9 protein-coding genes are annotated in these 12,907 nt (G+C 34.2%); all 9 read right to left on the reverse strand.

The features are described 5' to 3' along the window. Positions 1–41: 41 nt before the first annotated feature. Positions 42–2,186 (reverse strand): DNA gyrase/topoisomerase IV subunit A, encoded by a 2,145-nt coding sequence (locus EKH84_RS14540; protein WP_013657384.1) that lies wholly within the window; start codon positions 2,184–2,186, stop codon positions 42–44. A gap of 18 nt (positions 2,187–2,204) precedes the next feature. Beyond that, on the reverse strand, positions 2,205–4,172 hold the full coding sequence (locus EKH84_RS14545; RefSeq protein WP_127066850.1) for a DNA gyrase/topoisomerase IV subunit B: 1,968 nt from the start codon (positions 4,170–4,172) through the stop codon (positions 2,205–2,207). A 105-nt stretch (positions 4,173–4,277) separates the two neighbouring features. After that, positions 4,278–4,922, reverse strand: coding sequence for a peptidylprolyl isomerase (locus EKH84_RS14550; RefSeq protein ID WP_127066851.1), 645 nt, complete (start codon positions 4,920–4,922; stop codon positions 4,278–4,280). A gap of 198 nt (positions 4,923–5,120) precedes the next feature. Then, on the reverse strand, positions 5,121–5,489 hold the full coding sequence (locus EKH84_RS14555) for a DUF1292 domain-containing protein (protein ID WP_013657387.1): 369 nt from the start codon (positions 5,487–5,489) through the stop codon (positions 5,121–5,123). Positions 5,490–5,597: 108 nt separating this feature from the next. After that, a complete protein-coding gene (locus EKH84_RS14560; RefSeq protein WP_127066852.1) occupies positions 5,598–6,122 on the reverse strand; it encodes a peptidylprolyl isomerase in 525 nt (174 codons plus the stop codon). A 12-nt stretch (positions 6,123–6,134) separates the two neighbouring features. Then, positions 6,135–7,541: an aminopeptidase gene (locus EKH84_RS14565; RefSeq protein ID WP_127066853.1), complete on the reverse strand. Its 1,407-nt coding sequence runs from the start codon at positions 7,539–7,541 to the stop codon at positions 6,135–6,137. A gap of 144 nt (positions 7,542–7,685) precedes the next feature. Further along, positions 7,686–9,557, reverse strand: a complete 1,872-nt coding sequence (locus tag EKH84_RS14570) for a L,D-transpeptidase family protein (protein WP_190283338.1) — start codon at positions 9,555–9,557, stop codon at positions 7,686–7,688. 255 nt (positions 9,558–9,812) lie between these two features. Continuing rightward, positions 9,813–10,973 (reverse strand): SpoIIE family protein phosphatase, encoded by a 1,161-nt coding sequence (locus tag EKH84_RS14575; protein WP_127066855.1) that lies wholly within the window; start codon positions 10,971–10,973, stop codon positions 9,813–9,815. Next, a complete protein-coding gene (locus EKH84_RS14580; protein ID WP_127066856.1) occupies positions 10,970–12,679 on the reverse strand; it encodes a [Fe-Fe] hydrogenase large subunit C-terminal domain-containing protein in 1,710 nt (569 codons plus the stop codon). The genes EKH84_RS14575 and EKH84_RS14580 overlap by 4 nt, the downstream gene beginning before the upstream one ends. Positions 12,680–12,907: the final 228 nt, after the last annotated feature.

Here is a 12,907-nt window from a genome sequence, read left to right on the forward strand (position 1 = left end):
TTCATCTTCATGAATAACTTTATCTATTAATGATAGATTTTCTATTTGTTCTCTAGTGATTTAGCAGTTGCTGGCAATTCTTTTGCTAATCGCGCTATCATTTCTTCTGTGAGTTCACTTGCTTTTACAAGTTTCTTCATACCAATCTTCTTAGTAATGCTTAAGGCTTGAACACCATTAGCATCACGTTTTTGTTTTTCTTCTAAAAGTACTACAGGTACAACGCCTACTTTATCATCTTCTCTTGTTAAAAGAAGTATGTCTTCTTCTTCCACAAAAGCAATGCCCACGCAAGGTGATTTACCATAAAAAGCTTTGATGAGTTTTTTACGATTCGTCTTGGTTTCATAGGCAGCTACCGGTACTTTAGCTACTTTACCTGTACTAAATCCAAAAGCTATATAGCCCGTGTAATCTGTTGTACTGTGAATCGCTAAAATTTGTTCACCCTCTTCAAGATCCAATAAATTAGGTAAGTACACGCCAAATTGGCTAGCTTTTGTATCTTCTATTTCGTGGAGCTTTAATTTATAAACATTACTTTTATTGGTAAAGAGTAAGAGATCACTACGATTACTCGCCTCTATTTCTTGAATAATCGTATCATCTTCTTTTAGCTTTTGTTCACCACTACTTCTTAAAGAAACTAGTGTGATTTTCTTTAAGTATTGATGATCTGTAAAAAATAGCTTCACATTATAATCTTCAATAAGCTCTTCATGCTTCACTTTCACAACTTCTGTATGCTTAATCACTTCTGTTTGGCGTTCAGTTCCAAATTTCTTTTGAATGACCTTAAGTTCATCACTAATCACTTTTTTAACTTTTTTTGGGTTTTCAATAATATCTTTTAACTCAGCGATTTTCTTTTCTAACTCATCTAATTCCTTTAAGGTTTCTAGAATATACTGTTTATTTAAGTGACGTAATTTGATCTCTGCCACGTAATCAGCCTGCATTTCACTAATTTCAAAATGCGCCATTAAGCGTGGTACAACATCTTTTTCTTTTTCTGTATGGCGAACAATCTCAATAGCTTTATCAATATCTAAAAGAATTTGCTTAAGACCTATTAAAAGATGATAACGCTTCTCCATTTTTTCAATAGCAAAACGATACTTACGTACAACACATTGTTGTCTAAATTCGCACCACTCTTTAATAATTTCCTTAAAGCCTAATACTTTAGGCATCCCATTAATCAATAAGTTAAAATTACAGCTAAAGCTATCTTCTAGTGGCGTTGACTTAAAGAGCTTTTGCATCAACATTTCAGGATCTGTACTACGCTTTAAATCAATCGTTAATTTTAGCCCAGATAAATCCGTCTCATCTCTTACATCAGTGATTTCTTTAATTTTCCCAGCTTTAACGAGTTCTTCAATTTTATCAATGATTGCTTCTACTGTTGTGGTATAAGGAATCTCTATAATCTCAATACAATTTTCTTTTTTAATATAATGATATTTAGCACGTACCTTAAAGCTTCCCTTACCGGTTTCTAGTACCTCTCTCATTTCAGTTTCATCTAAAATAATCTGTCCACCTGTGGGAAAATCAGGTGCTATAATATGTTCAAGTACATCAGCATCTTCATTTTTAAGGTAAGCAATCGTTGCATTACAGACTTCTTTTAAATTAAAAGAACAAAAGTTACTAGCCATTCCAACAGCTATCCCTTGATTAGGATTCACTAAAATGTTAGGAAAACGTGTTGGAAGTAGAACAGGCTCCTTCAATGTTCCATCATAGTTATCTACGAAGTCTACTGCATCCTCTTCAATGTCATTAAACACCTCTGTGCAAATCTCACTGAGTTTAGCTTCAGTATAACGGGCTGCAGCATAAGCCATATCTCTAGAGTAAACTTTACCAAAGTTACCTTTAGAGTCTACAAAAGGTGTTATTAAAGCACTGTAGCCTTTTGTTAAACGTACCATAGTTTCATAAATAGCCCCATCACCGTGAGGATTGAGCTTCATCGTTTGTCCTACAATATTAGCTGATTTCGTACGTAAGCCTTTTATTAAATTCATTTTATACATCGTATAAAGTAATTTACGATGGGAAGGCTTAAAGCCATCGATTTCTGGTAATGCCCTAGACACGATAACACTCATGGCATAAGGCATATAATTACTTTCTAATGTTTCCGTGATATTTTGCTTGATAACAAATTGGTCCACTACGCGTCATCCTTTCTTTTAACTCATATCCGCTAAGTCTAAATAGCGATAACCTTCATCTGCTATAAACTGCTTACGTCCTTTTAAATCATCTCCCAAAAGGACATCAAACATCGTTTGAGTGTCTTCCATATTTTCTGGCATGACTTGGATTAAACGACGACTTTCAGGACACATGGTTGTTTCCCACATCATATCAGGATCATTTTCACCTAGTCCTTTGGAACGTTGAATGGTATATTTCGTTTTAATCTTGCTTAGAATTTCTGTTTTTTCATATTCTGAATAAGCAAAATAAACTTTATCCTTCGTATTAATTTCATAAAGTGGTGTTTCTGCAATAAAAACACGTCCTTCTTTAATTAAAGTAGGTACTAAAGCATAGAGCATCGTTAAAATCAAGGTACGAATTTGATAACCGTCTACATCGGCATCTGTACAAATAATGACTTTATTCCAACGTAAATTATCAAGCTCAAAGGTATGAAGGTCTTTATTGTGTTTAGAAGTAATTTCAATACCACAGCCTAAAACCTTCAATAAATCTATGATAATATCACTTTTAAAAATTTTATCATAATCTGCTTTTAAGCAGTTAAGAATTTTCCCTCTTACTGGCATAATACCTTGGAACTCTGAATCTCTTCCTAACTTACAAGAACCTAAAGCCGAATCCCCTTCTACAATATAAAGTTCTCGTCTTGTTACATCTTTTGTACGACAATCCACGAACTTTTTAATACGATTACCTATATCGATACTACCACTTAACTGTTTACGCACATTAATACGTGTACGTTCAGCTTTTTCACGGCTACGTTTATTCACAAGTACTTGCTTGGCAATAAGCATAGCGGCATCTTTATTCTCAATGAAATAAATATAAAGGAATTCCTTTAAGTATTCCTGAATGGCTTCTTGTATAAATTTATTAGTAATTGCTTTTTTCGTTTGATTTTCATAGCTAGTTACCGTTGAGAATGAATTAGAGATCAATATAAGGCTATCTTGTATATCTACAAAAGTAATTTTCTTTTCATCTTTATTATAAAGATTTTCGTTTTTAAGATATTGATCAATGGCATAAACAAAAGCATTCTTAATCGCCTTATCTGGTGAACCACCGTACTCTAAATAACTTGAGTTATGATAGTACTCAAGCATATTTTTCTCGTTACAAAAACAAAAAGCAACTTGGAACTTTAATTTATATTCAGGTCTATCTTCACGGTCTTTTCCCTTTGTTTCTTGCTCTGTAAAAACCACGTCTGTAAAATTCTTCTCTTCAGCAACTTCTTTTGCATAGCCTAAGATACCATCTTCATAAAGGTAGACATGTTTTTCATTACTTATTTCATCTGTAAAAATGAATTCCAGATTTTTATTAACAACTGCTTGTCTTTTTAAGACATCATAAAAATACTCAGAAGAAACATTCACATCTGTAAAAACATCGTGATCGGGTTTCCAATGAATTTTACTACCCGTTTGCTTATACTCCGCTTTTGTTTTTCTAAGTCCCCCAATATTTTCACCTTTTTCAAAGTGAAGATTATAAATATAACCGTCGCGTTTCACTTCTACATCCATGAATTCCGAACTATACTGTGTTGCACAACTACCAAGTCCGTTAAGACCTAAACTAAATTCATAGTTGTCGCCTTCATTATTATTATATTTTCCCCCTGCATAAAGCTCGCAAAAAACAAGTTCCCAGTTATAACGTGCTTCTGCTTCATTATAATCAACAGGAATACCTCTACCAAAATCCTCAATTGTGATAGAATGATCAGCGTGCAAGGTCACCTTAATAGTATGTCCATAGCCTTCTTTAAATTCATCGATAGAGTTTGCTAGAATCTCAAATACAGAATGTTGACACCCCTCTATACCATCTGAACCAAAAATAACACCCGGACGTAATCTAACACGATCTGCACCTTTAAGTGCAGATATGCTTTGGTTGTCATATGTTTTTTCTCTCATTTTAATCACCTATATACATAATCTCATCTTATAACTGTAAATAAAAGCTGACCTATTGTCAAGATTTAAATAATACCCTACTCTTTGAGTGTACTCTGAAATCATTTATTTTAGCTCACGTACTTCAGCTAATGAAAGTACTTGTGGCTCTCCATAATATTTTCCAAAGGTATTCACTTCTATACGACTTACTTGGAGTCCTTCTTCTCGTTGCATCAACTCATTTGGTGCCATTTTACTCATTTCTTTTAAGCAGTCTAATCCTTCAATGACTTTCCCAAAGGCTGCATAAGTCCCTTCTAAATCCTTTCTAGGACTTAATAAAATAAAAAATTGCGACCCTTCCGTATTATACTTTTGTCCGCGGGACATACAAACAACGCCTTCATCTAAAGGTACATCATTCTTATAACCATTGTCACTACATTCACTTCGAATAAAATAACCCGGAAATCCTGTCCCATCCCCTATTTTATCACCTGTTTGCAGTAAATAATCTGGTAAAATTTTATTGAACGTTAAGTCACCATAATAATTTCCTTTTACAAGTGCAATAAAGTTATTAACTGTATTAGGCGCTTCTTCAGGATAAAGTTCTACTTTAAATTGTTGTCCATTGCCTAATGTCACTGTTGCTATCGGGTGAAGCGTTATCCTTGCCTCTCTTTGGTCCTTACTGCTTCCTTGAAGCCCATAAAAAAGTCCACCAGCAACCACTATACCTATCAAAAATAAAATCACCTTTTTCATTGGTTCACTTCCTTATTTTATTTTTTATAAGTATGTATGTTTTCTTCCTTTTTTATGCTATTATTCAAGACTTAAACGATCTTAGAGATGTTGCAGGTCATTATGGCCCTAACGAAAACATGATGTGAACTTCATTATTTCTCCCTCTCACTATCCATTAGGAAATAGCAATAAAAAACAGGGCCAGCGCCCTGTTTCTTATTCTTCTTCGTCATCAAATGGTCCGAAGAATTCTTCATCAAATACTGATGCTACTTTATCCCATTCTTCATCTGTTTCAATATCATCAAGTTGAACATCGTCTCCATCTTCTGAAAAACGATAGAAAAGAACTTCTGCTTCATCCGCATTTTCTACTTCTTCTTTTGGTGCAAGGGCAATATATTCTCTACCGTCACATTCAAAAATACTAAGTACACTGCAAGCTACTTCTTGATCTTCGTCTTCAAAAGTAACATAGATGAGTGTTTCTTCTTCATCATGATCGTGACCACAGCCACATCCGCTTGTATTTTCTTCTTCATGTCCGCAGCCACAGCCACATCCACAGTTTTTGTTATCTTCCATTTTATAGTTCCTCCTTAGGAATAATTACTTGTTTTATTATAGCATAGCCATCAAATATTTACCAACAACTCTTTTTCATTGTGTCCATTTATTTGGCTTCTATACTTTTTAAAGCTTGTTAGGTGCCTCGTAAGTTTCACCCTTTGTATCCACTGTTACTGTTTTCATTCTTACTGGTACAACAGGTCTATCACTAAAGTCTGTACCAACATTAGCGATATAATCTACTGTATCCATTCCTTCAGTCACTTTACCAAATGCAGCATATTGTCCATCTAAATGAGGTGCATCTGCATGCATAATAAAGAATTGTGACCCAGCTGAATCTGGCATCATACTACGGGCCATAGAAAGTACACCACGCGCATGTTTTAAATCATTTTTCACACCATTTTGTGCGAATTCACCTTTAATACGGTAACCAGGTCCACCTGTACCTGTTCCTTCAGGACATCCACCTTGAATCATAAATCCTGGGATAATACGGTGGAATGTTAGTCCATTGTAAAAACCTTTTTCTACAAGAGAAATAAAGTTTTTAACAGACTCTGGTGCTACCTCTGGGTAAAGTTCTAAGATGATTTGACTATCATCATCCATAGTAATCGTTACGATTGGACTTTTATTTTCCATCTTCTATCTCCTTTATGCATTTTTAAGGAAAGCTACATAAGCTTTTCTCATTTCATATAAATCAGCTTTACTTGTAATTTCCCATGGTGCATGCATACTGTGAACTGGTACACCACAATCAATCACATCCATACCATAATGAGCAAGGATATAGGCGATTGTACCACCACCACCAAGGTCAATACGACCAAGTTCTGCTGTTTGCCAACTTACTTGGTTTTCTTCCATTATACGGCGTAGCTCTGCTACAAACTCTGCATTAGCTTCGTTAGAACCTGATTTTCCTCTTGAACCTGTATATTTCATGAAAACAACACCTTTACCAAAGTAGGCAGCATTATTTTTTTCTAATACACTTGCATAGTTAGGATCATAACCTGCTGTCACGTCAGAAGAAAGCATTTTTGAATTGGCTAATGTTCTCTTTAAAAGTAAACTAGAGTATTCGCCGGTTAAATTAAGTAGTTCTGCTACCATATTTTCAAAGAAGTGAGATTGCATACCTGAGGCACCTACACTACCAATTTCTTCTTTATCTACAAGAACAGTAGCTGTTGTTTTCACAGGTTTTTCTACTTCTAGTTGTGCTTCAAAAGAAGCATAACCACAAACACGGTCATCTTGACCATACCCTATAATCATACTGCGGTCAAGTCCATAATCTCTTGCTGCTCCTGCTGGAACAATCTCAATCTCAGCTGACACAAGGTCTTCCTCAACTATACCATATTTTTCATAAAGTAGCTTTAAGATATTAGCTTTAACTTTATCTTTTTCTTCTCCTGCTAAAGGAATGCTTCCTAAACAAATATTTAAATCTTCTCCTTTAATAGCTTCACTAAGTTTCTTTTGCATTTGCTCTCCAGCCAAGTGAATAAGCAGGTCTGAAATACCTACTACAGGATCTGTTTCATCTTCTCCGATATTAAGATTGACGATACTACCATCTTTTTTAGCAACCACACCGTGGATAGCTAAAGGCATAGCAACCCATTGATATTTTTTAACACCACCGTAATAGTGTGTTTTTAACATAGCAAAATCAGTATCTTCATAAAGTGGATTAGGTTTTAAATCTAAACGCGGTGAGTCTAAATGTGCTCCTAAAAGATTAAGTCCTTCTGTTAATGGTTTTTCACCTACACAAAACAAAATAAGGGTCTTGTCTTTATAATTAGCATAAACTTTGTCGCCACTTACTAATCTTTTATCTGCTTTTATCAATTCTTGTATATCTTGATAACCCGCTGCCTCTGCTTTTTTAACTAGATCTCTAATACATTCTCTTTCTGTTTTATTATCAGAAATAAATTTTCTATAGCGCTCTGCATATGCAAAAAGCTTTTCTAAATCTTCCTTAGAATAAGTATCCCATGTATTTTTATACTCTTTTTTTAGTGTTACTTTTGTGTCTGACATATTCTTCCTCCTTTAGATGTGGCTTTATTATATCATATAATACTTTACTATTCCAAACATTAATAACTCTTACTATTATGATATAGTCCTATGTAGATTATGCGTTTTTCAAACTAAGTTTCAATTTTCTTTAACAATGAACTTTTAATTAATCCATACCTTTGTTCCTTTTGGCATGTTGGTATAAAGCCACAAACTATCTTCTGGCAATAAGCGAATACATCCATGTGAAGCTTTTTGTCCTAATTCCTTTTTGCCCGATATAATATAACTTCCTGTTTTATCATATAAAATGGAATGATATAAATAGGTAGAACCAATAAACCCATAAGCATTTTTACAACTATAGCCTTTTTCCTGCCCAAAAGAAGGTACCTTATTTTTCAAAGTAAAAAAGCCTCTTGGGGTAGGTGTTAGATTTTTTCCTGTGGAACAAATCATGCGTTTTACAAGCAGCCATTCATTTTTACTTCCTTTTAAAATATAAGTTGTTTGCCTATATAAATCTGTCCATACTAGGTATTCAGTATCACTAGCTATATTTTGCGTATTAATGTATGTTTCAATTTGTACTTTAGAAGCTGGTGCTGCTGTTACCTTTTGATCATATGGAATAATCAGTTTGCTTCTAGGAATCGTCACTTTTTTTCCTTCCTGAGTTATTACTGTATAGCCCCCATTATCTTCTCTGTAAATTTCAACTTGTTCACCTTTTTTTAATCCTTTGGCGTCCACTTTCAAAGTTGCATATACAGGTGCTGGCGGAAATACCTCCTGGTTGGTGATTTTCTCTGATTGTTTATTGTCCTCTTGTTTTTTTTCTTCCCGCTTTTTTATTTCAGCTAACCTTGCTTTTTCATAGGCCTTTAAAATACTCTCCATCTGCTGTCCATATAACTTTTCATCTTGATAGCTTTCACCTTGAGTTTCCACTAAGTTTACCAAAGTATTTAAATAATAGGCACCTCTTAATACATAACAAGCACTAGGATTTTCTATACTTTGTCCAACTTCTAGATGTTGCCTTTTCATTTCTTGTATGATTTTTTCTCCATCCCAATAATAACTGGTAGTAACCACTTCTATAGGCTGTCCACTGCTATTATGTAAAAGACCCTCTTGATAACTTAAATAGCTTGCTTTCTTCGTAGCTACTTCTAAACCTATTATAGCCGTATCATATTTTAAATTAAATTCCATTTCTAAAATGCGTAAAGGAATAAATAAACCATGCTCGCTTTTCAAAGCATAAGTTTTTAAGGTGCTATAATAAATTTTTTCTTTTGATAGACTTACAGCTATGCTTTTTTCTTTCACAGGCTCATTAGCTCGTTCTTTTCCCTGGGTAAAGCTTAGTACATCACCCTGTGGCTGTTTTTCAAAAGTGAATCCTAAAGCCTCCAAGGTATTTAAATCAATATAACTTGTATTTGCAAAAATATATAGTGGATAAGTATAAGCCCCATAAGCTAATACTTGATTGCTTAGTGTTAACTTGCCTATTTCTATTTCTTCATAAGAAGCGCTAGTTGCCGTCTTTTGACGATACGCCATCATTGTTTTCTCTTTTTTAGTATCTACCCTAGTAAAAGCTTGTTGACTTTCCTGGTAGTACAATACCCTCTCGTAGGTTCTTTCCCATACTTCACTTGTCATTAAACTTTCCCCATTAAGCTCTGATTCCTGCCAAATCCCTAACAGTACTAGCTTGCCAATGTAGGGATCACTTATTCCTTCTGATTCCGGCAAATAAATGCCTGCTTCATTGAGCATTTGACACAAGGCATATGCTGCTTCTTTTAAAGATATCTCTTGATTTTCTGTTTGTGTCATTAAATAAGATAACTGCTGTTCTTCTAAAATCGTATTAAATAGTTGCCTTGATAAATAAGTTATTACTTCCTTATTCTGAGATACTTCAGCCGTTATTTCATTGACTGGTTGCTGTATTCCTTCTGCTTGCAATGGTATGCCACTTATGGTTAATATAGCTATTAAACTCACCCATTTCCTCATCCTTCGCCCTCCTTTTACCATCTTTTTCCATTATATCAGATAATTGTTATTTTTCAATCATTAAATAGTCGTTTACTTGTTCTATAGAATCATTTCATCTATTCTCAGACAACTGTCATTCAAATTTTTGAAGTGATAATAACCTTAGCTTTCACATTTTCCCTTTTTCTAGATAAATAAAAAAGATAGTTCTTAAAAAGAGCTATCTTTTAATGAGATGCGTTATTGACTAATTAACCTTATTGTTATCTTTTATTAGTAATAAATAACAGATACTATTTTTCCTAAGCTTGTTAATACTTCTTCTAATCTATGTAAAATATTAAGCTTAATGCTTAACGCATTAGGGAAATCTGGATTTTGATGAGCTGGATTAATGGCTCTTCCTATCAGAATTTTTAAATGGGTACATTCTTCAAAGAGCATTCTAGCAAGTAAAGAGGCTCCATCTTCTTGATATAAAAAGTCTAAATCCTTACTCACCTTCACTTGCTCTAGTTTTTCTACAGCGCCTTGAATGGTGAGAACACCTTCTGTCACAAGATCAATGCCTTTAATATGTCCAATAGGTGGAATACGTGGATCAATAATATTAAAGCTAGTCGTTACTTCTCTTCCTAACTCTCTTGAAACAATATTTGCTGCTGTTCCGCCACATACAATCTTTTTACCTTTTGTTTGCATGAGTTCTTCTACTACGATACTATCTTGATTTTTATCACAGGGTGGTCCAGAAAATAAAGTTGCTAATTTAGGTTCCGTCACCTTGATAGTTGCTACAGTCGTATCATCTCCTGGCTTCTCAATATAAAGATCTTCACATACTCCTAGTAGTAAGCTTGTAATTTTTTTAGCAGGTAAATCCTCTACGCCTAAACTTTGTAAATATTGGGCAACTTCTTTCCAACTCCAACCTAAATTAAGTACCATCCCTACACCGGCATGAATTACACCATCACTAACAAAGACAAGTGTATCCTTTTGCTGTAATTTAAAATGACTTTCATGGATGATACGTCCATTAATTTCCCTTGTCTCTTTCTCAAGCGATTGTATTTTACCTTCTCGCATAAAAAAGATACTGGGATTATCAAATTCAACAATATATACCATACCTTCTTGATTAACTTTAATAATCGTAAACGTGGAATAAGCTAGTTTTCTTACTGAACAGATCGGAAGTGTATGAATAATAGTATCAACTACGTCTTCAATTGGTAAACCCTCTTTTAACATGGTGATGGCAATTTTAGACGTTAGTGTTGCTAAAATATTAGCTTTCACACCGCTTCCTAACCCATCTGATAAAACAGCAATGAAGCCATCTGCTTCACTGATAAACTCTACTTTATCGCCACAAAGCTCTTCTCCATATTTATTTAAGCTACCTGCTGCAAAATCCATAAAAAATTTCATCGTTTCATAGCCTCTTCCTCTTGAATAAGTTGTTTGAGCTTAGTTAATGTTACTTTCGTTTCTGCTGTTGTTTCACCTAATAAGCTTGCAATTTCTTGTGCAACTGTCATTTGTTTATTAATAACTTGTTGTGCCATATCAATGGCTTCAATTTTCATATTCTGTAGCTGCTTATTTTTCTTTTCATCATAGGTTACATCATTAGCAATCCACACCATAATCGCATGGTAATCACTCCAGATAATACTTTGTACCACTGTAGCATCTATGCCATGTAAAAAGATTTTTTGATTCAATATACTTTTTTTCATACGTCTTACTTCTTTAAAGCTCTCTTCATCCATTAGTGCACTGACTGGCAATCTATTACTTATATCCTTTGACAAGTCAAAAAATTTTCTAGCAGCTGGATTAATTTCTATGACCTCTAATGCTTCATTCACCATAATAATCAAATTAGGTGTGGCTTCAAAAATAATATTCGTTAAGGTTTCTGCTTTTTGCCTCATGAAAGGCAGACACATATTAGGTTCAGCCATGTCATTAAATACCGCAATGGCTTTGTCACGGCAGGTTTTATAACCACAAGAGCCACAATTAAGCTCATCTAGTTTCGTTTCTTTGCCAATACTATTTAAAATACTCTCAATTTCTTCTTCACTAGGAATCTTTAATTGATGTTTTAAATTATGAAATTCCTTATGTAAATTAATCGAATCTGTTATTGTCTTTTCTTCTTCCGGCGGTACCTCTATACTTTGTTCTTCTGCATATTTCTTAATACGTTCTCTTCTTTCATATATATTAACACCATCCTGAGGCATACCTGCTCCAGAGATGCAACTTTGTCTACAACCATGAATCTCAATAAGCGTATTTTTAAATGCACCCTTCATAATATGTGGCATCATATCTATACACTCATCAACTCCATCTATTTGGATAATCTTTCGAGGTAAGGACTGATCTTTAATCGTGTGTGTCATTCCTCCTACTATAGGATAGCGACGTTGTCTCTCCTCTGTGGCATCAAAAGGCATCGTCTGGAGATTTTCCCAATCTATTTTTTCTTCTTTAATCCACTCTAATAATTCTTCAAAGGTTAACACCGCATCAATGGATTCTTCTTCAATGCCTTCTATTTTTTTAGATAAGCAAGGACCTATAAAAACAACTTTTGTTTCTTTTCCATAATGACGTTTAATCATTTTTCCATGACAAGCCGCTGGAGAAACCACCGGTATTAAAAAAGGTATTACTTCAGGATAATGCTTTTGAATAAGTGCATTAACCGTAGGACAACAACTTGTCATATAGCACTGATCCCCTGGCATCTTACTATAGGCTTCATATACCTCCGTTACTAATTCTGCTCCTACCACTGTTTCCTCTACCACATCAAATCCTAGCTTTTTTAATGCTGCTGGTAACTTTTCACTACCTTTGTCAAAAAGAGCTGCAAAACTAGGGGCCACTGAAGCTACTACTTTTCCTTCTTGTTTTAAATAAGTCTTTACCTTCTCTAGTTCAGATTGGACATGCTTTGCATTTTTCGGACATACCTTCAAGCATTTGCCACATCCAATACAACGTTCTTTAACAATCTTAGCTTGTTCTGCTTGTACTTGAATGGCATTAACAGGACAAGCTCTTACACACGCATAGCAGTTTTTACAATTCGATTTAAAAAAATCTATAATCCACATGTTCTCATCTCCTAGTAGAATCTCAAAGCCCTTCTTGCACCATTATTTTATCTGCTTTATACAATATCTTTAATTAAAATATATCTTATTGTTATTTTTTTGTCAATTCACTTTTAACCACTTTTAGACTTTCATCTCTGCCCTTTAATAGCTAGTAAAATATTCTACTCTTTGCATATACCTCAACTATAAATCTGATTATTACGGCCCAATAAAAAACAGATTAAC

The sequence above is a fragment of the Cellulosilyticum sp. WCF-2 genome (assembly GCF_003990395.1).
GTDB classification, from domain to species: domain Bacteria; phylum Bacillota; class Clostridia; order Lachnospirales; family Cellulosilyticaceae; genus Cellulosilyticum; species Cellulosilyticum lentocellum.

Coding starts and splice junctions, on each gene's coding strand:
- EKH84_RS14545 (WP_127066850.1), bottom strand. CDS start 4,172: ATGAGAGAAAAAACATATGACAACCAAAGCATATCTGCACTTAAAGGT.
- EKH84_RS14550 (WP_127066851.1), bottom strand. CDS start 4,922: ATGAAAAAGGTGATTTTATTTTTGATAGGTATAGTGGTTGCTGGTGGA.
- EKH84_RS14555 (WP_013657387.1), bottom strand. CDS start 5,489: ATGGAAGATAACAAAAACTGTGGATGTGGCTGTGGCTGCGGACATGAA.
- EKH84_RS14560 (WP_127066852.1), bottom strand. CDS start 6,122: ATGGAAAATAAAAGTCCAATCGTAACGATTACTATGGATGATGATAGT.
- EKH84_RS14565 (WP_127066853.1), bottom strand. CDS start 7,541: ATGTCAGACACAAAAGTAACACTAAAAAAAGAGTATAAAAATACATGG.
- EKH84_RS14570 (WP_190283338.1), bottom strand. CDS start 9,557: ATGAGGAAATGGGTGAGTTTAATAGCTATATTAACCATAAGTGGCATA.
- EKH84_RS14575 (WP_127066855.1), bottom strand. CDS start 10,973: ATGAAATTTTTTATGGATTTTGCAGCAGGTAGCTTAAATAAATATGGA.
- EKH84_RS14580 (WP_127066856.1), bottom strand. CDS start 12,679: ATGTGGATTATAGATTTTTTTAAATCGAATTGTAAAAACTGCTATGCG.